We start from the raw sequence: 21155 nt of genomic DNA, 5'->3' as shown, positions 1-21155 counted from the left end.
GTTCTCCTACCGGGCAAGCCATCCGCCGTCCACCGGCAGGATGGCGCCATGGACATAATCGGATACCGGGGATGCAAGGAAGACGGCGGCGCCGGCCATGTCGTCCGGCCGCGCCCACCGGCCAGCCGGAATGCGCTTCAGGATGTCGGCGCTCCGCTCGGCATCGGCCCTGAGGGCCGTCGTGTTGTTGGTCTCGACATAGCCGGGCGCGATGGCGTTGACGTTGATGCCGCGCGGCGCCCATTCGTTCGCCATCAGCTTCGTCAGGCCGGCAAGGCCGCTCTTCGCCGCCGTGTAGGAGGGCACGCGGATGCCGCCCTGGAAGGAAAGGAGCGAGGCGATGTTGATGATCTTCGCCTTGCGGCCGGCGGCGATCGCGGCTTTCGCGAAGGCCTGGCACAGGAAGAAGACGGACTTCAGGTTGGTGTCGATCACCGCATCCCAGTCCTCCTCCGAAAAATCCAGCGCATCGGCGCGGCGAATGATGCCGGCATTGTTGACGAGGATGTCGGGCGTGGCGCCGGCCGCCAGCGCCTCGGCGATCATCGTGCCGGCAATGCCCGGCTTCGAAAGATCGGCAGCGACCGCGAAGAACCGCCGGCCGGCGGCCGTGACGTCCGCCTCCGTCTCCGTCATGGCGGAGCGTCCAACGCCGACGACGTCGGCGCCCGCTCCGGCGAGCCCTGCCGCAATGGCCCGGCCGATGCCGGTATTGGCGCCGGTGACGATCGCCCAGCGGCCGGACAGATCGAACATCGTCATCGCAGCGCGTCCATCGGCACCTTGTCCATGTCGGTGAAGCTCATGTTGTCGCCCGCCATGGCCCAGATGAAGGCATAGCGCCCCGTGCCCGCGCCCGAGTGGATCGACCAGCCCGGCGACAGGACCGCCTCACGGTTCTTCAGCACGACATGCCGCGTCTCGCCCGGCTCCCCCATGAAATGGAAAATGCGCGTCGCCTCCTCCATGCCGAAATAGAGATAGACCTCCATGCGCCGGTCGTGCACATGCGCCGGCATGGTGTTCCAGACCGAGCCGGGCTCGAACATCGTCAGGCCGACGAGCAACTGGCAGCTCTCGCAGACATCCGGGTGCACATATTGGTTGATGGTGCGCGCATTGGACTCCTCCGCCGAGCCGAGGACGACCTTTCGCGCCATCTCCCGCGTGATGTGAACCGTCCGGCAGATGCGGTGCGCAGGGGCGCTGAGGAGGTAGAACAGCGCGGGCTCGCCCGCATCGTCGCTGGCAAAGGCAAGCGCGCCCTCCCCCATGCCGACATAAAGCGCTTCCTGGAAGCCGAGCGCGTAGTCCCTGCCGCCGACGCGGACAACACCGGCACCGCCGATATTGACGATGGCGGCCTCGCGGCGCTCGAGGAACTGCTCCGTCCCGGTCTCGACGACCCGGTCCACGACGAGCGTCTGCGCGGTCGGAACCACGCCGCCGACGATCATCCGGTCGAGATGGGAGTAGGTCAGGTTGACCCTGCCCGGCTGGAACAGCGCCTCGATGACGAAACCGTCGCGCAGGCCCTGCGTGTTGCGCCTTGCGGCATCCTCGGGCCCGACGACCTGGCGTACTGATACGGAAATAGTCACGGCATCTGCCTCTTGCTTTCAGGAATGGGATCAGGTGAGCACGACATATTCGGTCAGCTGGTTGATCGTCGTGTCGGCCTTGGCGACGTCGAAGACCTTGGTGCCGTGGCTCATGATGACGAACCGGTCGCAGACCTGATAGGCGTGGTAGATGTTGTGCGTCACCAGCACGCTGGAGACGTTCTCCGCCTTGAGCTTCAGCACCTGGTTCAGGAGCGCCTCCGTCTCGCGCACCGAAAGCGCCGAGGTCGGCTCGTCGAGCAGCAGCACGCGCTTCTTGAAATAGACGGCGCGGGCGATGGCGACCGCCTGCTTCTGCCCGCCGGAGAGGTTGCCGACGAGCGTATCGGGAGAATCGATGCCCGAGATGTGCACGGCGTTCTGAAGCACCTCCATGGCGATGTCGCGCATCTCGGCCTGGCGGAGAAAACCGAAGCGGTCCGTCAGCTCGCGTCCCATGAAGATGTTGCGGGTGATCGAGAGGCTGTCGACCAGCGCGGTGTGCTGGTAGATCGTCTCGATGCCGGCGTCGGCCGAATCCGAGCGGCAGGTGAAGAGGGTCTTCTTGCCGTCGACGCTGAGATAGCCGTCGGTCGGCTTGTGGATGCCGGAGATCAGGTTGACGGTCGTCGACTTGCCGGCGCCGTTGTCGCCGAGCAGGCCGACGACCTCCCCCTCGCCGATATGGAAGCTCAGATCGCGGAGTGCCGTGAGCGCACCGAAGCTCTTGGAGATGTTGTGCAGTTCGAGAAGATTGGGGTTCGACATCACGCAAGCCCTCGCCGCTCGATGAGATGGTTGAAGATGGCGGCCAGCACGATCAGCGTCGCGATGAACATGTCGAGATAGAAGCCGGGCGCACGCAGGAGCAGCAGCACGTCGGTGATGGTGTGGATGAGCAGAACGCCGAGGAAGATGCCGACGACCGAGCCGCGTCCGCCGCGCAGCGACAGGCCGCCGATGACGCAGGCCGCGATCGCCTGGAGTTCGAGGCCTGCGCCCTGCCCCGGCTGCACGCTGCCGACGCGGGCGGTGGCGAGAATGCCCGCGACCGCCGCCATGCCGCCCGCAATGGCGAAGGCGATGAGCTTGACGCGATTGGTGTTGATGCCGATCGCCTCGGCGGCGCCGCGATTGCCGCCCGTGGCGAAGACGTGGTTGCCGAAGCGGTGGCGGTGCAGCAGGAAATGGAAGCCGACGACGAGGAGGACGATCCAGATGAAGGCGGCGTTGATGCCGAACAGCGTGCCGGAAAAGAGGCTGGTGAAGGCCGGCTCGGGGTCGAAGCGCACCTGGACCGCACCGTTGTAGAGCAGGACCGCGCCGCGCCAGAAGAGCAGGCCGCCGAGCGTCACGATGAAGGACGGCAGGCCGAAGCGAAGGGTGATGTGGCCGTTCAGAAGCCCGATCATGAGGCCGACGACGATGCCGAGCGGCGCAGCGACGAAGGCGCTGACGCCGGCCCCGACGAGGCTCGCCATCAGGACGGCGGTGAAGGTGTAGACGGAGCCGATGGAAAGGTCGAATTCGCCGGCGATCATCAGCACGCCGGCGCCGAGCGCCAGGCAGCCGAGCACGGGAATGGCCTTCATCAGGATCGTCAGGTTCTGCGGCGAGAGGTAGCGGAACTCGTTGGGATAGAGGAGCGCGCCGGCGATGCAGACGATCTGCAAGGTCATGAAGACCAGGAAGATCGCCCCCGCGGGCATGCCCATGATCTGCTTGAGGATGGACTGTCTTTGCGTGCGCGAGCGGGGCGCGGCACTGTCGGCAAGGATGGGTGTCACGGTCTGGCACTCGGTCGTTGGGGAACGGGGAACCCGCCGGACATGCCGGCAGGTTCGCTCTTGACGCGGTTAGCGGAAGCTGCCGATCAGCGGCTTGACCGAACTGATGCGCGACTTGTCGAGGAAGGCGCCCTGCCCCGTGTCGATGTCGGTCGGGGTCAGCCCGTATTTCTTGGAGAGCGCGATCTGCGCGATGGGATAGTAGCCCTGGAGATAGGGCTGCTGGTCCATGGTCGCGAACATCGCGCCGGACTCCACCGCATTGACGATCTCGACGGCAAGGTCGAAGCCGCCGAAGGGGATGTCCACGCCGGCATCCTTGATGGCGCCCGCGCCGACCGTCGAGGTGACCGACCCCGTGCCGAACAGTGCCTTCACGTTCGGATTGGCGATGAGGAACTGCGCCATGATGTTCTGCGCCTCGGCCGGATCGAGGCCGGCGCGCACCGTCTCCACCTTGATGCCGGCCTCCGTCATCGCCTTCTCGATGCCGCCGCCGCGGGCGACCGCGAAGCTCGCCTCGGGGATTTCGCGCGGGTTGAAGACGACGTCGCCGGACTTCAGGCCGAATTCCTTGATCATGCGGTTGCCGAGCTCGTAGCCCGAGGCGAATTCGTCCATGCCGACATAGGCCTGGCGGCAATTGCCCTTCGCGCCGTCGAGGTCGTCGTTGTTGAAGCCGATGACGACGATGCCGGCCTTGACGGCCGCGCAGATGCTCTCGTCGAAGGCGTCCGACGAGGAGATCGCGACCGCGATGCCATCGACGCCGCTCGCCGTCGCGCTTTCGATCAGGTCGTTCTGGCGCACCGGATCGTTGTTGGCATATTGCACGTCGAGATCGACGCCGAACTGGGCGGCAGCGTCTTGCGCGCCCTTCACCACCGGATTAAAGAACTGGACACTCGGATCGAGGTAGATGATCATCGTGGCCTTGACGTCTGCGGCAAGCGCCGTCGACGCCATCATGGTGGTCAGGCCCGCAGCCAATGCGGCGGTTCTCAACCTGGTCAATCTCATTTGCGTATCCTCCCTTTGGATGTGCAATGCGGGTCCAAAAGACCCGAGTCTCGGCTGGCGGGCTCCGACCAAAGATCACGCCAGCCGAGATTTTCCTCCTCATGCCGCAAGATGCGGCCGGTTACCCGAACCAGGGCGCCGGGCGCCCGAGCGTGACGTGCACGCCCTTGAACTGGGAATATTCGTCGAAGCCGTAGCGGCCGAGCTCGCGGCCGAGGCCGCTCTTCTTGTAGCCGCCGATCGGCAGTTCCGGCGTGCCGTCGATCACGCTGTTGATCCAGCAGCGGCCGGCGCGGATGCGGCGGATGCTCTGCAGCGCGTTTTCCAGATTGGTCGACCAGACCGAGGCCGACAGGCCGAATTCGGTTCCGTTGGCGAGCGCCACGGCCTCGTCCGCCGTCCTGAAGGTCAGCGTCGACAGCACCGGCCCGAAGATCTCGTCCCGGGCGATCGACATGTCGGGCGTGACGCCGGCAAAGACGGTCGGGGCGTAGTAGAGCCCGGCCTGCCTGCCGACCCTCTCGCCGCCGAGCAGCAGTTCCGCGCCCGAGGCGACGCCGGCCTCCACATAGGAATGCACCTTCTCGGCATGCGCCTCGGAGATCATGGCACCGATCCTGGTGCGCTCGTTCAGCGGGTCGCCGAAGGTCACCTTGCGGGAAATGTCGAGGAGGCGCTCCATCAGCGCGTCACGGATGCCTTCCTGCACCAGCAGCCGGCTGCCGGAAATGCAGCACTGGCCGGCATTGTGGTAGACGCCATAGGCGATGCCGTCGGCCGCCTCTTCGAGATCCGCGTCGGCGAAGACGATCTGCGGCCCCTTGCCGCCGAGTTCCAGCCCGACGCGCTTGACGCTGCGCGCCGCGATCTCGCCAAGCTTGGTGCCGACGCGCACCGAGCCGGTGAAGGCGATCATGTCGACACCCGGGTCTTCCGCCAGCACCTGGCCTGCCGGGTCGCCATAGCCGGTGACGACGTTGAAGACGCCATCGGGAATGCCGGCCTCGCGCGCCAGTTCCGCCATGCGGATCGAGGTGCCGGAGGTGAATTCGGAGGGCTTCAGCACCACCGTGCAGCCGGCGCCGATCGCCCACGGCACGCGCTCGGAGGCGATGATGAAGGGGAAGTTCCACGGCGTGATGATGCCGACGACGCCGACCGGCTCGCGCAGCACGAGGCCGAGGCGGTCGTCACCGATATTGTTGTGGCTCTGCCCTTCGAGAGCGCGCGCCTGTCCCGCCGCATAGGACCAGAGGTCGGCGCAGAAGCCGATCTCGCCGCGGGCCTGGGCGATCGGCTTGCCGACCTCCAGGGTCTCAGCGAGCGCCAGCTCCTCCTGATGGGCAAGGATCAGGTCCGCCACCTTGAACATCAGGCGCGAGCGCTCGGCGCCCGACATGCGCGGCCAGGGGCCGCTATCGAAGGCGCGCCGCGCGGCCGCGATGGCCTTGCGCACATCGTCCGCCGAGGCTTCGGGCCAGGTGCCCACCACGACGCCGGCATGGCCCGGGCTCACGCGGTCGATGGTCTTGCCTGAAGCCGCGTCGACAGACTTGCCATCGACAAGCATCCGGTAGCGGGATTTAATGCCGAGGCGGGCATCGCTGGAATCGGGTGCAATGAAATTGGACAGCAATATCGTCTTCAGGCCGGCCTTGTGGCGCCGGCCCCTCCCTGTTCATCCGGCTTTCAGGCCGCCGGATTTCTGTTGCATCTGAATTGTATGGTACTGTATGGTGGTTTAAATTGGATGTCAACGGATGACGGCGGCAAAAGACATGAACCTTGAATCCCTGAAGATCGACACCGGCGAAACCGCGGCGGCGCAGGTGGAGCGGGACCTGCGCGAATCCATCATCCGGCTGGAACTCGCCCCCGGCACCCGGCTTTCCGAACAGGAGATCGCGACGCGCATGGGCGTGTCGCGCCAGCCGGTGCGCGAGGCGCTGATCGCGCTTGGCAAATCGAAGCTGGTGGATATCCGCCCGAACCGGGGCACGGTCGTCGTGCGCATCTCCGCGCGGCAGATGATGGAGGCGCGCTTCGTGCGCGAGGCGATCGAGACCGCCGTCGCCCGCCGCGCCAGCGAGACCTTCGATAGCTGGACGCGGCGCCGGATCGACACGATCCTTTCCCGCCAGAAGGCGGCGATGGAGGCGCACGACCACAACGCCTTCCGCCGCGAGGACGAGCAGTTTCACATCGCCATTGCGCAAGGCGCCGGCTGCGGCCTTGCCTGGAACGCCATCTCGGACATCAAGGCGCATATGGACCGGGTCTGCAACCTCCAGCTCCGCCACCCCGATTCGATGACGCGGCTGATCGCCGAGCACGAGGCGATCATCGACGCCATCGACACACGAAACGCCGACGCCGCCGAAACGGCCATGCGCAGCCACCTCAACGGCATCCTCGCCGACCTGCCGCAGATCGAGGCCGACAATCCCGACCTGTTCGAGTGATCCGCATTTGGAGGGAATTACTTCGCGGCGACATGCCGCCCTTTGATCTTCGCCGAGCCGCGGCTCAAAGGCGCCCGACGATCGTCCTTGCGATCAGCGCCAGCGAGACGGCGCCGGCATCGGGATGGCCGATGCTGCGTTCGGCAAGGGGACGGGCCCGGCCGAGCCGCGGCGAAAGCGGCGCCGTCGCCTGTGCGGCCGCCTCGCAGGTGGCGCCGGCCTTCTGCCATGCCTCCTTCAGCGACAGGCCGTCCGCCCTTGCGGTCTCCAGCGCGGAAACGAAAGGCACGAAGGCGTCGACGAGCGTCTTGTCGCCCGGCTTCGCCCCGCCGAGACGCATCACATCGTCGAGTGCCAGGCGCGCGCCGCGAACCACGTCAGCCTCCGCCGGGGCCGCCTCGTCGGAGAAGGCGGAACTCCATGAGCGGAGCAGAAGTCCCCAGATGGCGCCCGACGTGCCGCCGGCGCGGTCCGCCCAGGCATCGCCGGCCACCGCAAGCGCGCTCCTTGCGCCCGCGCCGCCGGCAACGGCCTGATGGATCGCCTCGCGGGCGGCCGTCGCGCCGCGCCGCATGCCCTGTCCATGGTCGCCGTCACCGGCAAAGGCGTCGATCCGGCCGAGTTCGGCTTCCGCCTCGCTCAGCGCCGACACCATGGCATCGAGGATGCCGGCAAGGCACCGGGCGCCTTCCTGCGAGGCGGGCGTAGCGGGGCCGAAGGCCGGCGCCTCGTCCTCCGAGCCGTCCCGCGCAGCCGCCGGCTGCGTGCGAAACGTCTCGCCACGGCGAAAGACGGGCGTGTCGCAGGGCGCCAGCCAGTAGCGTTCCAGTTCCTCGTCGAGCCACATCACCGTCAGGGAGCAGCCCTGCATGTCGAGGCTGGTGACATATTCGCCGACCTCGGGCGCGACGAGATCGACGCCCGCCGCCTGCAAATGCTCTTCGACGGCGCCCCAGAGGACGAAGAGCTCTTCATACTTGGTCGCGCCGAGACCGTTGAGCAGCACGGCGGCGCGGCGCGCGCCGGCCGGGCGCTCCGCCAGGACGGTATCGACCAGCAGCCTCGCCAGCTCGCCCGCCGGCACGATGTCGGCGTCGCGGATGCCGGGTTCGCCGTGAATGCCGAGACCGAGCGCCATCATGCCATCGGGCACGGTGAAGAGCGGTTCCTTCGCGCCGGGGAGCGTGCAGCCGCCAAAAGCGACGCCGAAGGAGAAGGTGCGGCTGTTGGCGAGCCGGGTGATGCGCTCGACCTCGTCGATCGCAAGCCCCGCCTCCGCAGCCGCGCCCGCCACCTTGAAGACCACGAGATCGCCGGCAATGCCGCGGCGTTGCAGATGCCGGTCGGCGGGCGCGCTCGCCACGTCGTCCGTCACCGTGACGATGCGCACGTCGATGCCTTCCGCCCGCAGCCGCTCCGCCGCCACGCCGAAATTGAGCACGTCGCCGGCATAATTGCCGAAGCCGAGAATGATGCCGCCGCCATACTCGGCGTTGCGGCACACACGGGCGACTGCCGCCGTCGAGGGGGAAGCGAAGATTTCGCCGGCCACCGCCGCGTCCGCCATGCCCGGCCCGACATAGCCGGCGAAGGCCGGATAATGCCCCGATCCGCCGCCGACGACGACCGAGACCTTGCCGCGCGGCACTGCCGTGGAGCGAACGACGCCGCCCTTCACCAGCCGGACATAGCGCCGGTAGACACGGGAAAAGCCCGCCAGCGCGGACGAGGCGAAGGCTTCCGGGTCATCGACGATCTTGGTCATGGGGTCCTCCTGCGAGCTATCGAGCCGCGAAGATGCAATATGGATCGGGCCGGGAAAAGGGCAAAGATGGGGCTTTCGGCCTGAAAGCGATCAAAGGTTTACGCGATTGAACGCCGTCAGGTGCCGTGTGACCTGCGCAAGCTCGTCCGCGCGCCGGTCTTCGTCCCAGCCCAGCGCGGCGGCGGCGATCGCCGCGATCTCGGCGAGCCCCTCGGCCGTCAGCCTGCCTTCGATGGCGAGTGTCGTCCGGCGCATGACGATATCGGCGAGATGTTCGACCATCTCGTTGCGCGCGATCCAGTCGATCTCGCCGCGGCCGTAGCCTTCGACATGGGCGAGCGGTGCATCTCCCGTCTCCTTGATGTGGGCCAGAACGGCATCGGCGGTCGTGCCGTAGCGGGCAAGAAGCGCCTCGATGCGCGCTTCGGGCAGGCCGCTCTTCGCGGCGCGCCCGGAAATCCACGCGCGCCGCTCCGCCGCCTCCACCGGAAAGCCGCGCCCGCCGCCGATCGGCAGCATCTGCGTGCTCACCGCCCTGTTACGGCCGAGGCGGGAAAGGATCGTGTCGGCCACCTCCTCGGCAAAGCCGCGGAACGTCGTCCACTTGCCGCCGACCAGCGAGATGACCGAGAACGGCCGGCCTTCCGCCGGCTCCGCCACCGGGGCCGAGTGGTCGCGGCTTATGAGGCCCGGCTGGCTGGCATCGGAGGCCGGCAGCGGGCGGATGCCGCTATAGGCATAGACGATCTGCTCGCGGCCGAATTGCAGGGCCGGCAGGAGTGAGCGGAGGCTGGCGAGGAAATAGTCGATCTCGTCCTCCTCGCAGCGCACCGCATCGGGATTGTCCGCCTTGATGTCGGTCGAGCCGACGAGCGCGAGACCGAGGAAATCGTAGACGAGGCAGATGCGGCCGTCGTCCGCCTCGAAATAGATCATGCGGCCCTTGAGGCTTTCCACCAGTTCCGGGTGCCTCAGGAGGATATGCGAACCCTTGGTGCCGCCGATCAGCTTGCCGGAAACGCCGAGCGTGTTGTTGACATGATCGATCCACGGCCCCGCCCCGTTGACGACGATGTCGGCGCGAGCACGCTGTTCGCCCCCACGCGGACCCCGCAGCCGCAGCACGCCGTCGTCCTGGCCGAGCAGCGTCGTGTCGTTCATGGCGCGGGAGGCCGGGCTGGCGTCGAGGCCGTCGCGCACCAGCTCCCAGACGAGCCGTTCGGGCCGGCTGATCTTGGCGTCGTAGTAGATGCCGCCCGCGACGATGCGCGGCGTGATCGCCGGCATCTCCTCCAGCGCCTTGCGGCGGAAGAAGAACTGGTGCTTCGGCATGACGCGGTGGCGCGCGCCATAGAGATCGTAGAGCGCAAGGCCGATCTTGATGAGGAGCGCGCCGCGGCTGCGCGGGGCGGTGGTGGAGCCGAGCAGCGTGCGCAGCGCCGCAAACGCGCCCTTCGTCAGCGAGAAGGAGGGAATGAAGGTCGGCAGCGGCTCCACGCAATGCGGCGCGTTGCGCAGGAGGAGGTTGCGCTCCAGCGTCGACTGCGCGACGAGGCCGAGCTCGCCGGTCTCCAGATACTTGATGCCGCCATGGATGAGGCGCGAGGGCGCGGCGCTGGTGCCGGAGCCGAAGTCGGCCTTGTCGACGATCAGGCATTTCAGCCCCTGCAGGCAGAGATCGCGGAAGAGCCCTGCCCCGTTGATGCCCGCGCCAAGGACGATGACGTCGAAGGTCTCGACGGTTCCGGCTGTCGTTTCTGTCATGATCGGCATTCCTAAACTTGCGCCGCCCCGCCGAGACGCCGCAGCGTCGGCCAGAGCGGTTTCATCGCCTCGGCGAGACCGAGGAAGACCCGGTATTTCTCGTCATAGGCACGCTGCCGGTCGGGGTCCGGCTGGTAGGTCGTCTCGATCGACGCGAGGTCGCGCGGATCGTCGGTGGGCGAGGCATAGAGGCCGGCGCCGGCACCCGCGCAGAGCGCCGCCCCCCAGGCCGCCGCCTCCTCGGTGCGCGTCGCGGTGACGGGCATGCCGAGGATATCGGCAAAGAGGCCGGCCATGGCGGGATTGCGCGAGACGCCGCCCGTCAGGCGCGCGGCGGTCGGCGCGAAGCCGTCGCGCAGCGCATCGACATGGACACGGTGGTTGAAGGCGATGCCCTCCAGCACCGCGCGGACCAGATCGCCGCGGTCGTGCCAGGCATTGAGGCCGTAGAAGCCGGCGCTGGACGCACCGCCGAAGGGCGAGCCGAAGAGGTAGGGATGGAAGAAGGTGCTGGAAGGCCGCTCGCGCGCCGCCTCGAATTCCCTGCCGAGGATCGCGTGGATGCTCTCGCCGGCCGTCTCCGCCTGCCGGGCATCGGCGGCGCAGAACTGCTCGATGAACCAGTCGTAATTGGCGGTCGAGGCGGGCGAGATGGACATGTTGTTCCATTCGCCGGGCAGGATGCCGTTGCGGCAGAACCAGCGGCCATCGACCTTCGGTGCGGGCGAGACGGTCTCGTTGATCGAATAGGTGCCGGCGATGACGGCCACCATGCCTTCGCCATAGCCCCCCATGCCGAGCGCGGAGGCGGTGACGTCGTGCAGGCCCGCCATGACGGGCGTGCCCTCGACCAGCCCGGTCAGGCGCGCGGTCTCCGCCGTCACGCCGCCGACGACCTCGGTGGAAGCCGCCATCGGCGGCTGCCGTCCGGCGAGGCGATCCAGCCCGAAGAGGCGGAAGGCGTCCTCGGCATAGTCCTGCGTCGCCACATCCGTGAAGGAAGTGCTCGCCTCCGTGCGGTCCGTGCCGATGGTGCCGCAGAGGCGGAAGCGCAGCCAGTCCTTGGCGGCTATGAAATGGGCGATGCGGGCATAGCGCTCCGGCTGGTGCTCGAATATCCAGCGCAGGATGGCGGAAGGCGCCGAGGCGTGCGGGCGCTGTCCGGTCAGTTCCAGCGCGCGGGCGCCGACCTCGCCCTCGTTCCACGCATCGGCAATCGCCCCGGCGCGCGTATCGAGCGAGACGATGGCGGGGCCGAGCGGCCTTTTGTCTTCATCGAGGAGGTAGATGCCGTCGCCGTGGGCGGTCGCGGCAATCGCCACGATATCGGAGGCCGGGCGGCCTGAGGCGGCGATCGCCTCGCGGATGGCGTCGGCCGTCGCGGTCCACAGGCCGTCCATGTCGCGCTCGACCTGCTGCGGCGCGGGGATGAGCTGGGGAACGCGCCGGCGGGCGATGGCGAGCACCGTTCCATCAGCGTCGAAAATGACGGCCTTGGTCACTGTCAGGCCGCTGTCTATACCCATGATGCAGGGCATCCATGCCTCCATTCTCAGGCGAACGGCGGAACGGAACCGGGTATCGGGGCAGCCGCGGCAGCGGTCCCCTCAGCCGGACCGTTCGCCGTCCGCCACAATCACGTTGATCCCCTTCGAGCGCATGCGCGACAGGTGGGAGATCGGAATATCCTCGTCGACGATCACGGCGTCGAATTCCTTGAGCGTCGCGAAGTGATGCAGCGCGCGCCGCTCGAATTTGGTGTGGTCCGCCAGGAGCACGCGCCTTGCCGCGCTTTCGAACATCGCCCGCTTGGTCTCCACCGTCTCGGGCGACTGGTGATAGACCACGTCGTCGACGATGGCCGACAGCGACATGAACACGGTATCGGCGCGCAGCCGGCGGATCTCGTTGGTGGTGATGTGCCCCATGAAGGCATTGCACCAATTGTAGAACTGTCCCCCGAGACAGATGAGGTTGAGGTCGCTCACCTCCTTCAGCTCGTTGATGAGGACGAGCGAATTGGTGATGACCGTCAGCGGCACCTTGGCCGGCAGGAACCGCGTCATCTCGTGCACGGTCGTGGCGTCGTCCATGAAGATCGCCTGGCCCGGCTCGACGAACTGCATGGCGGCCTTCGCGACCGCCTTCTTCTCCTTCGCCTGCCGGGTGGCGCGGTAGACGTCGGAGGATTCGATGAGGCTGGTCGGCGCGGCGGAGACGATGCCGCGCGTCTTGCGGAAGAGGCCGCGGCTGACGAGTTCGTCGACATCGCGGTGCGCCGTCATGAGGCTGATGCCGAAGCGCTCGGTCAGGTCCTCGATGCGGATCGAGCCCTCGGCGATCACCGTCTCGGCGATCATCTGGCGCCGCACGAGCTGGCGCGCATGCCGGCTATCGCTCGGCAATTCTTCCGAAAGCAAATCCTTGACGTCGACTTTCTTGTTCACCGGAGGCCCTGCCATGCTTCGAGGATAGAGGTTTCGTATCTCGTATCGGGCGGCAAGGAAAATGCCAAGCTGGCCCGGAAAAGCCCGGGAATGCGAAATGGGAGCGCCCGCAGACGGGCGCTCCCGGGACGGATTACTCGCTCAGGACGAAGGGAGCGGTGTACTTGTCGACATTGTCCTTGGTGATCAGGAGGCAATCGAAGAGCTGCTTTTCGGTGTCGACACCGGTCGAGCCGTTCTTGATCACGTTGTCGGCCTGCTTGACGGCCGCTTCCGAGAACACGGCGACCGGCTGGAGGACGGTGTACTGCAGTTCACCGGCCTTGATGGCGGCGACCGCATCCGGCGAGCCGTCGAAGCCGCCGACCTTGACCTGGTCGAGCTTGCCGGCTTCCTTCAGCGCGGCGATGGCGCCGAGGGCCATCTCGTCGTTGCCGCTGATCACGCCGATGATGTCCGGGTTCGCCTGAAGCAGGGACTGCATCTTGGCATGGCCCTTGGTGCGATCCCAGTCAGCCACTTCCTTGCCGACCTTTTCGAGGTCCGGGTACTGCGTCAGGACGGTTTCGTAGCCGTTCGAACGCGTTGCGGCGTTGTTGTCGGAGGGAGCGCCGAAGAGCTCGACATACTTGCCCTTGTCGCCGACCGCCTCGACCCACTGCTGCGCACCGAGAGCGGCGCCCTGGGCGTTGTTCGAGACGAGCTGCGCCTTGGCAAGGCCTTCCTGGTTGATCTCGGCATTGACGAGGATGACCGGGATGCCGGCGGCGACGGCCTTCTTGACCGCACCGACGGAACCGTCGGCATTCGCCGGGTCGAGGATGATGGCGACCGACTTGTTGGTGATCGCGGTATCGATCAGGTTGCTTTCAGTGTTGGTGTCACCCTTGTGGGCGCCGACATTGGCCGTGTAGCCGAGGTCTTCGGCGGTCTTCTTGGCCACTTCGCCTTCCGTGAACCAGTAGGGGTTCGACGGATCGTTGACGATGACGGTGATCAGGCCTTCGGCCCAGGCCGAGCTGAACAGCAGCGGCATGACGGCCGTTGCCGCGAAGAGTACACGCATACCTTTTTTGAACATAGTCTCACTCCCTTTGTTGAGTTCGGTTACGCCGATTTTCGGCAATACTTTCCGCTTCCGGGCCACTCGATGGTCCGCCTCTCCCGGCGGCGGTCAGTTCCAGTCGGTCGCCGCGTTCAGCGGCGACCGTATTTGACGCTGTTCAGGAGAACGGCGGTGACGATGACGGCGCCGGTGAAAACCGTCTGCCAGTAGGCCGAGACGCCGATGATCACGAGCCCGTCCGAGAGGAAGCCAATGACGAAGGCGCCGAGCATGGTGCCGACCACCGTGCCGCGGCCGCCCGTCAGCGCCGCGCCGCCGATGACGACGGCGGCGATCGCCGTCAGCTCGTAGGTGGTGCCGGCCGTCGGGCCCGCCGAGGTGAGCTGCGAGGACAAGACGAGGCCCGCAATCGCCGCGCAGACGCCAGAGAGCACGTAGACGATGATCTTGACGCGCTTGACCGGCACGCCCGAGAGCTCCGCGGCGCGCTCGTTGCCGCCCGAGGCATAGAGCCAGCGGCCGAAGGCCGTGCGCGTCAGCAGGACATGGCAGGCGACCGCGATGACGAGCAGGACGATGACGCCGATCGGCACGCCGGCAAGGCGGTTGAAGCCGAGCCAGTCGAAGCCGGTATTGCCGAGCTCGGGACGGCCGCCGAGATTGTTGTAGGTCAGGCCGTTGGTCATCAGCAGGGCGATGCCGCGGGCGACGTAGAGCACGCCGAGCGTCGCCACGAAGGCCGGCACGCGCAGATAGGCGATCAGCACGCCGTTGACCGCGCCGACCACGGCCCCGAGCAGGCAGGTGAGCACCACCACGACCCAGACCGAGGGATAGAGGATCACGCCGATCTGCGGCAACGTCACGCCCTGCATGAGGAAACCGGCGACAACGCCGGCAAGGCCGAGCGTCGAGCCGACCGAAAGATCGATGCCGCCATTGAGGATGACGAGTAGCATGCCGATGGCGAGCAGGCCGAAGATCGCGACATGCGAGGCCATGATCAGGAAGTTGTTGATCGTGAAGTAGTTCGGCGACATCAGCGAGAAGACGACGACGATGGCGATGAGCGCGAAGAAGGCACGGCCTTCGAACAGGAGCTCGACAAGGCTCTTCCTGCGCTTGCCGCCGTTCGCCGCTGCCTTTGTGTCGATTGCAGGTGTGACTGACATGGATTCAGCGCTCCTAGTGGGCATGCACGGCTTCGCCCGAGGCGGCCATGATCTGTTCTTTGGTCGCGTCGGGACCGAATTCGGCGGAAATCCGGCCGCGCCGCATGACGATGATGCGGTGGGCGATGCTCAGGCATTCGCCGACCTCGGACGTGGTGTAGACGACGGCAAGGCCCTGCCGCGCGCGCTCGGCGAGCAGCTTGAAGACCTCGGCCTTGGCGCCGATGTCGATGCCGCGGCTCGGTTCGTCGAGCAGGATGACCTCGGGATTGGTCGCCAGCATCTTGCCGATGACGACCTTCTGCTGGTTGCCGCCCGAAAGCGAGCCGATCGCCGCGTCGCCGCCGTCGGTCTTGATATGCACCTTGCGGATCGCATCGCCGACAAGGCCCGTCTCGCGGGACGTCGAGGTGAAGAGCCCGCGGGTGAAGGTGCGAAGGCTTGCGAGCGACAGGTTGCGGCCGACGGACATGGTCTGGACCAGGCCGTCGCGCTGCCGGTCTTCCGGCACCAGCACGAGGCCGTCGCGGATGCAGTCGGCGATCGACTGGCCGGTGACGTCCCTGCCTTTCAGCACGACCTTTCCGGCCGTGGCCTTGAGTCGGCCGGCGACGGTTTCGAGCAGTTCCGTGCGCCCCGCGCCCATCAGGCCGTAGATGCAGACGATCTCGCCCGCGCGCACGGAGAGGGAAAGGCCGTCGACGACCGAATAGCCGGCACCGCCGGGATCGGGAACCGTGAGGCCCTCGATGGCGAGCGACACGTCGCCCTTGTCGTAGCCGGCCGGCGGCGAGCCGAGGTCGAAATTGTCGCCCACCATGTGGCGGACGATCCATTCGAGGTCGATGTCCTTGCGCTCGGCATAGGCGGTCATCGTGCCGTCGCGCAGGACGACCGCGTGATTGGTGATCTGCAGCGCCTCCTCGAGGTGATGCGAGATATAGACGATGGAGACGCCGCGGCCGGTGAGGTCGCGGATGACCTTGAACAGCACCTCCACTTCGGACGCGCTCAGCGCCGAGGTCGGCTCGTCCATGATCAGGATGCGCGAATTGACCGACAGGGCCCGCGCGATCTCGACGATCTGCTGCTGGCCGAGGCGCAGGTCCTCGACGGGTGTGAGATGATCGATATCCTCTTCGAGTTCAGCCATCAGGAGGCGCGTCTGGCGCTCTTCTTCCGCGAAGTCCACGCCCGTCGCCGTCATGATCTCGCGACCCATGAAGATGTTGTCGCGGACGTTCATGTTCGGCGCGAGGCTGAGCTCCTGATGGATGATGGAGATGCCGCGGTCGCGCGCTTGGGAGGATGACGCGAAAGCGGTGGGTTCTCCATCGAGGATGATTTCGCCGGACGTCGGCTGCACCACGCCGGAAAGGATCTTCATCAGCGTCGACTTGCCGGCGCCGTTCTCGCCGAACAGCGTCGTCACCTGGCCGCGATGAATGTCGAAGTTGACGCCCTTGAGGGCATGGACGCTGCCGTAGGACTTCGCCACGTTGCGCGCGGCGAGCACGACTTCACCCTTCCGGCCTGTCTCCACGGGCGTGCTCATTGGACATCGAACCTCACGGGCGTGACGATCCAGCTCTTCGGGTTGACCAGCTTGAAGACGCCGACCACCGAGACGGTCTTGCCGGTGAGCGCCGCCGGGTCGATGCCCCCGAGCACGACCTTCTTGACCTCGTTGTTGAGGGCCGATCCCGCGTCCTGGTATTCGATCTGGTTCCTGAACTGGCCGAACTCGATCTGGCCCGTCGCATCGCGCAGGTCCGTGCCGTTGAGCGCCGGGCCAGTCTGCACGCGCACGGTCAGTTCGGCCGGAAGCCCCTCGACCGCCACGACATTGTAGTTCGCCTTGCGTTCCCCGACGACGCCGGTGAACTTGACCGGGACGACGGGGCCGACGGAGGTCGCGACGCCGTATTTCTCGCCCGCCGCCTTCTTGTCGGCGGCGATCGCCTGCGACAGCTCGGCCGCATCGACGGCACGCGTCTCGACGTTCTGGCGGATGAGGGGGAACTGCTCGGCGCCGAAGGCCTCCGGCGAGAACCGCTTCACCTGGACATCGTTTTCCGAGCCTATCCGCACGATCTTCGTGTCGAAGGCCATGGCGCCGAGCAGCACGACGACTGCGGCGATGCCGATCCAACAATAGCTACGCGCGGGCTGGGGCGATTTCGATAACGTGGCGTCGGTCATGTCGGTCGGCCTTGCGGTTGAACGATGAAGAGGTCAGCGGGAGCGGCGGCAGGAGGCCGGCGCGGGGCATGCGCCGAGGGGCACGCCTGCGGCGGACCGGCCGAGCGCCAATGCGTTCCAAACGGAATATCTCATGATGCCCTCCCTGAACGCGCCGGCCGGATCTCCTCACCCGCCTTGCGCTGCATTGCACACATTTTCGCAGTTGCGATATAAGCGTGTTATATGTCGCAGTATATATGTTAAATTAACATGGCCTGTCAATCGGCCTTTTCGAGCCGTCACGCCATCCAGCCCCACTTTTTCACCGAAATATTTCACCCCCGTGCCTTGAGGAGGCCCTCGTCAGGCCGGCATGGCCATCTGCATTCCGGCAGGCACGCAGGATCGCCGCAACCAAATGAATAGAATTGGAAAATTGCAAAAAATACGACTCTTCCAGGCTCTTCGGAGGCGAGCCCTGCATCAGGGGCAGGCCAGCCGTGGAGGGCGCGGCAGCACCGAGAGTACGCCGGCCGGCCCGTTTCCACAGGCTTTCATCCTATCTGAAAAAAAATTCGTGACCGGAAAAATTTTACGAGACACACGATAACTTTGTGTTATGTTCTTTTGCGACGTACGGAAGCTCTGCGTTGACGTCCAGGGCCGGGCCGGAAAGCAGCGCGCGCTTTCGTGGAAGACTATCGGGAGGATCGAATGCTCTGTTTCGCGCCAGTCGAAGCGGCAAGGGCCGTCGCGGGCCGCGCAGGCGTGCCTCATGGCTGAGACCGCAGACCTGATCATCGGCATCGACGCCGGCACGTCCGTCATGAAGGCCGTCGCCTTCAGCCTCGGCGGCCGGCAGATCGCCAGCGCCTCCGTCCGCAACACCTATACGACCGGCGACGACGGCGCCGTCACGCAGTCCCTCGACCAGACCTGGCTCGACTGCACGCGCGCCCTGCGCGGGCTCGCCGAAAAGGTGGAGGGCCTCGCCGGCCGCACCGCCGCCATCGCCGTCACCGGCCAGGGGGACGGCACCTGGCTCGTCGGGGCGTGCAACCGGCCGGCGGGCGATGCCTGGCTATGGCTCGACGCCCGCGCCGCACCGACCGTCGAGCGCCTCGCCGCCACGCAGGCCGACCGCGCGCGGTTCGAGGCGACGGGCACCGGCCTCAACACCTGCCAGCAGGGCGCCCAGCTTGCCCACATGGACCGGTATTTCCCGGAACTGCTCGCCGGCGCCGAGACCGCCATGCACTGCAAGGACTGGCTCTACCTCAACCTGACGGGCATCCGCGCCACCGACCCGTCCGAAGTCAGCTTCACCTTCGGCAATTTCCGCACCCGCAGCTACGACAGCGACGTGCTCGCCGCCCTCGGCCTGACGCATCGCCGCGCCCTGCTGCCGGAGGTGATCGAGGGGACCGAAACCGCCCATCCACTGACGGCGGAAGCGGCCGCGGCGTCCGGCCTGAAGGCCGGCACGCCGGTCTGCCTCGGCTATGTCGACATGTGCATGACGGCGCTCGGCGCGGGCGTGCGCAGCGAGGGCCGCAACGCCGCCTGCTCGGCCATCGGCTCGACGGGCGTGCATCTTCTCGCCAAGCCCGTTTCCGAGGTGATGCTGAATGCCGCGCGCACCGGCTACGTCATCGCCCTGCCGATCCCCGGCATCGTCACCCAGGTGCAGACCAACATGGGCGCGACGATCAACCTCGACTGGCTGCTCCAGCTCGGCGCCGACCTTCTCGGCGAATTCGGCGTCACCGTCGGGCTCAGCGAGATGATCGGCCGCGTCGACCACTGGTTCGCCGCCAGCAAGCCCGGCAACATCCTCTATCACCCCTACATTTCCGAGGCCGGCGAGCGCGGCCCCTTCGTCAATGCCCGCGCCCGCGCCAATTTCACCGGCCTTTCCAGCCGCCATCGCTATCCCGATCTCGTGCGCGCCGTCCTCGAAGGCCTCGGCATGGCGACGCGCGATTGCTACGCCGCCATGGGCACACTGCCCGCCGAACTGCGCATCAGCGGCGGCGCGGCGCGCTCGGCCGCCCTGCGGGGCACGCTCGGTGCCGCGCTCGGCGCGCCTGTCCGTGTCAGCACGCGCGAGGAAGCGGGCGCGGCCGGCGCCTCGATGATGGCCGCGGTCGCCATCGGCGCATACCGCACGATGGACGACTGCATTGCCGACTGGGTGACGCCGGAACTCGGCGAGGCCGAACGGCCGAAGCCCGAAGACACCGAACGCATGACGCGCCTCTTTGCCGCCTATTCGGATGTTCGCCGGGGCATTGCGCCCGCCTGGGACATCCTGGCCGCGCGCTGACGAAACGAGGAATGCGCCGCCCGGCGGGTGGCGTCGAAGGAGACCTGGATGAACGAGCCCGAGCTTATTGACCTCTTCGTGATCGGCGGCGGCATCAACGGCGCCGGCATCGCGCGCGACGCGGCGGGCCGCGGCCTGAAGGTCGTGCTGTGCGAAAAGGACGACCTTGCCGAGGGCACCTCCTCCCGGTCCGGCAAGCTGGTGCACGGCGGCCTGCGCTACCTCGAATATTACGAATTCCGGCTGGTGCGCGAAGCGCTGATCGAGCGCGAGGTGCTGCTCAACGCCGCCCCGCACATCATCTGGCCGATGCGCTTCGTCCTGCCGCACAGCCCCGAGGATCGCCCCGCCTGGCTCGTGCGCCTCGGCCTCTTCCTCTACGACCATCTCGGCGGCCGCAGGAAACTACCCGGCACGCGCACGCTGGACCTTGCGCGCGATCCCGAGGGCACGCCGATCCTCGACCAGTACACCCGCGGCTTCGAATATTCCGACTGCTGGGTGGACGACGCCCGCCTCGTGACGCTCAACGCGCTCGGCGCCGCGGAAAAGGGCGCCGTGGTGCTGACCCGTTCGCCTGCCGTCTCCGCCCGCCGCGAAAACAGCGTCTGGATCGTGGAGACGAAGAACCGCGTGACGGGCGAGACCCGCGCCTTCCGCGCGAAATGCGTCGTCAACTGCGCCGGCCCGTGGGTGTCCGACGTCATCAACCGCGTCGCCGGCTCCAACTCCACGCGCAATGTCCGCCTCGTCAAGGGCAGCCACATCATCGTGCCGAAGTTCTGGTCGGGGGCGAACGCCTATCTGGTGCAGAACCACGACAAGCGTGTCATCTTCATCAACCCCTACGAGGGCGACAAGGCGCTGATCGGCACCACCGACATCGCCTATGAGGGCCGCGCCGAGGACGTCTCGGCCGACGAGACGGAGATCGACTACCTGTTGAAGGCGGTGAACCGCTACTTCAAGGAGAAGCTGCGCCGGCAGGACGTGCTGCATTCCTTCTCCGGCGTGCGCCCGCTCTTCGACGACGGCAAGGGCAATCCCTCCGCCGTCACCCGCGACTATGTCTTCGACCTCGACGAGACGGGCGGCGCGCCGCTGCTCAACGTCTTCGGCGGCAAGATCACCACCTTCCGCGAGCTCGCCGAGCGCGGCATGCATCGCCTCGGGCACATCTTCCCCGCCATGGGCGGCGACTGGACGGAGAAGACCCCGCTGCCCGGCGGCGACATGCCGAACGCCGACTACGAGACCTTCGCCAACGGCCTGCGCGACGCCTATCCGTGGATGCCGCGCAAGCTGGTGCACCATTACGGCCGTCTCTACGGCACGCGCACCGGGCTCGTCATCGGCGGCGCGACCGGCCTCGAAGGGCTCGGCCGGCATTTCGGCGGCCAGTTCTACGAGGCGGAAGCCCGCTATCTCGTCGCCACCGAATGGGCGCAGACGGCGGAGGACATCCTCTACCGCCGCACCAAGCACTACCTGCACCTGACGGACGCCGAGCGCGCGGCCTTTGCCGACTGGTTCGACGCCGCCCGCCCTGCCGCCGCCTGAG

At 66.9% G+C, this 21155-nt stretch carries 17 protein-coding genes; 3 read left to right on the top strand and 14 right to left on the bottom strand.

Annotated features, from left to right (window positions below):
- Window positions 1–6 precede the first annotated feature (6 nt).
- The 6 genes from kduD to L0976_RS14250 all read right to left on the bottom strand — a co-directional run bounded on the left by kduD (window position 7) and on the right by L0976_RS14250 (window position 6044).
- Window positions 7–762: a 2-dehydro-3-deoxy-D-gluconate 5-dehydrogenase KduD gene (gene kduD / locus L0976_RS14275; protein ID WP_234187987.1), complete on the bottom strand. Its 756-nt coding sequence runs from the start codon at window positions 760–762 to the stop codon at window positions 7–9.
- A complete protein-coding gene (gene kduI, locus L0976_RS14270; protein WP_203315653.1) occupies window positions 759–1601 on the bottom strand; it encodes a 5-dehydro-4-deoxy-D-glucuronate isomerase in 843 nt (280 codons plus the stop codon). Before kduI ends, kduD begins: the two co-directional genes overlap by 4 nt.
- 30 nt (window positions 1602–1631) lie before the next feature.
- A complete protein-coding gene (locus L0976_RS14265; RefSeq protein ID WP_203315652.1) occupies window positions 1632–2369 on the bottom strand; it encodes an ATP-binding cassette domain-containing protein in 738 nt (245 codons plus the stop codon).
- On the bottom strand, window positions 2369–3388 hold the full coding sequence (locus L0976_RS14260; protein ID WP_234187986.1) for an ABC transporter permease: 1020 nt from the start codon (window positions 3386–3388) through the stop codon (window positions 2369–2371). Before L0976_RS14260 ends, L0976_RS14265 begins: the two co-directional genes overlap by 1 nt.
- Before the next feature lie 69 nt (window positions 3389–3457).
- On the bottom strand, window positions 3458–4408 hold the full coding sequence (locus L0976_RS14255) for a substrate-binding domain-containing protein (RefSeq protein ID WP_203315650.1): 951 nt from the start codon (window positions 4406–4408) through the stop codon (window positions 3458–3460).
- 121 nt (window positions 4409–4529) lie between these two features.
- Window positions 4530–6044, bottom strand: coding sequence for an aldehyde dehydrogenase family protein (locus L0976_RS14250; RefSeq protein ID WP_234187985.1), 1515 nt, complete (start codon window positions 6042–6044; stop codon window positions 4530–4532).
- Window positions 6045–6168: 124 nt separating this feature from the next.
- On the opposite strand from L0976_RS14250, the gene L0976_RS14245 reads away from it, so the two are divergent.
- Window positions 6169–6870: a GntR family transcriptional regulator gene (locus L0976_RS14245; protein ID WP_203315648.1), complete on the top strand. Its 702-nt coding sequence runs from the start codon at window positions 6169–6171 to the stop codon at window positions 6868–6870.
- Window positions 6871–6934: 64 nt separating this feature from the next.
- Here L0976_RS14245 and L0976_RS14240 read toward each other — a convergent pair whose 3' ends face one another.
- The 8 genes from L0976_RS14240 to L0976_RS14205 all read right to left on the bottom strand — a co-directional run bounded on the left by L0976_RS14240 (window position 6935) and on the right by L0976_RS14205 (window position 17286).
- A complete protein-coding gene (locus tag L0976_RS14240; RefSeq protein ID WP_234187984.1) occupies window positions 6935–8635 on the bottom strand; it encodes a dihydroxyacetone kinase family protein in 1701 nt (566 codons plus the stop codon).
- A gap of 90 nt (window positions 8636–8725) precedes the next feature.
- On the bottom strand, window positions 8726–10399 hold the full coding sequence (locus L0976_RS14235) for a glycerol-3-phosphate dehydrogenase/oxidase (RefSeq protein WP_234187983.1): 1674 nt from the start codon (window positions 10397–10399) through the stop codon (window positions 8726–8728).
- Between the two features lie 11 nt (window positions 10400–10410).
- Window positions 10411–11937, bottom strand: coding sequence for an FGGY-family carbohydrate kinase (locus L0976_RS14230; RefSeq protein WP_234187982.1), 1527 nt, complete (start codon window positions 11935–11937; stop codon window positions 10411–10413).
- A gap of 69 nt (window positions 11938–12006) precedes the next feature.
- Complete coding sequence (locus L0976_RS14225; RefSeq protein WP_370643670.1) at window positions 12007–12861, bottom strand: DeoR/GlpR family DNA-binding transcription regulator; 855 nt, start codon at window positions 12859–12861, stop codon at window positions 12007–12009.
- 118 nt (window positions 12862–12979) lie between these two features.
- Window positions 12980–13927: a D-ribose ABC transporter substrate-binding protein gene (locus tag L0976_RS14220; RefSeq protein WP_203315643.1), complete on the bottom strand. Its 948-nt coding sequence runs from the start codon at window positions 13925–13927 to the stop codon at window positions 12980–12982.
- Window positions 13928–14043: 116 nt separating this feature from the next.
- A complete protein-coding gene (locus tag L0976_RS14215) occupies window positions 14044–15084 on the bottom strand; it encodes an ABC transporter permease (RefSeq protein ID WP_203315642.1) in 1041 nt (346 codons plus the stop codon).
- Window positions 15085–15097: 13 nt separating this feature from the next.
- A complete protein-coding gene (locus tag L0976_RS14210) occupies window positions 15098–16639 on the bottom strand; it encodes a sugar ABC transporter ATP-binding protein (protein ID WP_234187980.1) in 1542 nt (513 codons plus the stop codon).
- Window positions 16636–17286 carry a DUF2291 family protein gene (locus L0976_RS14205; RefSeq protein WP_234187979.1) on the bottom strand — a complete coding sequence of 217 codons (651 nt, stop codon included), beginning with the start codon at window positions 17284–17286 and terminating at the stop codon, window positions 16636–16638. Before L0976_RS14205 ends, L0976_RS14210 begins: the two co-directional genes overlap by 4 nt.
- A 757-nt stretch (window positions 17287–18043) precedes the next feature.
- Here L0976_RS14205 and L0976_RS14200 point away from each other — a divergent pair.
- Window positions 18044–19594: an FGGY-family carbohydrate kinase gene (locus L0976_RS14200; RefSeq protein WP_234187978.1), complete on the top strand. Its 1551-nt coding sequence runs from the start codon at window positions 18044–18046 to the stop codon at window positions 19592–19594.
- Between the two features lie 48 nt (window positions 19595–19642).
- Complete coding sequence (locus L0976_RS14195) at window positions 19643–21154, top strand: glycerol-3-phosphate dehydrogenase (RefSeq protein WP_234187977.1); 1512 nt, start codon at window positions 19643–19645, stop codon at window positions 21152–21154.
- Window position 21155 lies beyond the last annotated feature (1 nt).

The sequence above is a fragment of the Shinella sp. NM-101 genome, assembly GCF_021401195.1.
Lineage (GTDB): Bacteria > Pseudomonadota > Alphaproteobacteria > Rhizobiales > Rhizobiaceae > Shinella.
Note: the sequence above shows the minus strand (reverse complement) of the source record. Positions and strands in the feature narration are given on the sequence as shown.

What these genes read in the sequence shown, in the direction of transcription:
- kduD (WP_234187987.1), bottom strand. Translation starts at nt 762, where the DNA reads ATGACGATGTTCGATCTGTCCGGCCGCTGGGCGATCGTCACCGGCGCC.
- L0976_RS14265 (WP_203315652.1), bottom strand. Translation starts at nt 2,369, where the DNA reads ATGTCGAACCCCAATCTTCTCGAACTGCACAACATCTCCAAGAGCTTC.
- L0976_RS14255 (WP_203315650.1), bottom strand. Translation starts at nt 4,408, where the DNA reads ATGAGATTGACCAGGTTGAGAACCGCCGCATTGGCTGCGGGCCTGACC.
- L0976_RS14245 (WP_203315648.1), top strand. Translation starts at nt 6,169, where the DNA reads ATGACGGCGGCAAAAGACATGAACCTTGAATCCCTGAAGATCGACACC.
- L0976_RS14240 (WP_234187984.1), bottom strand. Translation starts at nt 8,635, where the DNA reads ATGACCAAGATCGTCGATGACCCGGAAGCCTTCGCCTCGTCCGCGCTG.
- L0976_RS14235 (WP_234187983.1), bottom strand. Translation starts at nt 10,399, where the DNA reads ATGACAGAAACGACAGCCGGAACCGTCGAGACCTTCGACGTCATCGTC.
- L0976_RS14230 (WP_234187982.1), bottom strand. Translation starts at nt 11,937, where the DNA reads ATGCCCTGCATCATGGGTATAGACAGCGGCCTGACAGTGACCAAGGCC.
- L0976_RS14225 (WP_370643670.1), bottom strand. Translation starts at nt 12,861, where the DNA reads ATGGCAGGGCCTCCGGTGAACAAGAAAGTCGACGTCAAGGATTTGCTT.
- L0976_RS14220 (WP_203315643.1), bottom strand. Translation starts at nt 13,927, where the DNA reads ATGTTCAAAAAAGGTATGCGTGTACTCTTCGCGGCAACGGCCGTCATG.
- L0976_RS14215 (WP_203315642.1), bottom strand. Translation starts at nt 15,084, where the DNA reads ATGTCAGTCACACCTGCAATCGACACAAAGGCAGCGGCGAACGGCGGC.
- L0976_RS14210 (WP_234187980.1), bottom strand. Translation starts at nt 16,639, where the DNA reads ATGAGCACGCCCGTGGAGACAGGCCGGAAGGGTGAAGTCGTGCTCGCC.
- L0976_RS14205 (WP_234187979.1), bottom strand. Translation starts at nt 17,286, where the DNA reads ATGACCGACGCCACGTTATCGAAATCGCCCCAGCCCGCGCGTAGCTAT.
- L0976_RS14200 (WP_234187978.1), top strand. Translation starts at nt 18,044, where the DNA reads ATGGCTGAGACCGCAGACCTGATCATCGGCATCGACGCCGGCACGTCC.
- L0976_RS14195 (WP_234187977.1), top strand. Translation starts at nt 19,643, where the DNA reads ATGAACGAGCCCGAGCTTATTGACCTCTTCGTGATCGGCGGCGGCATC.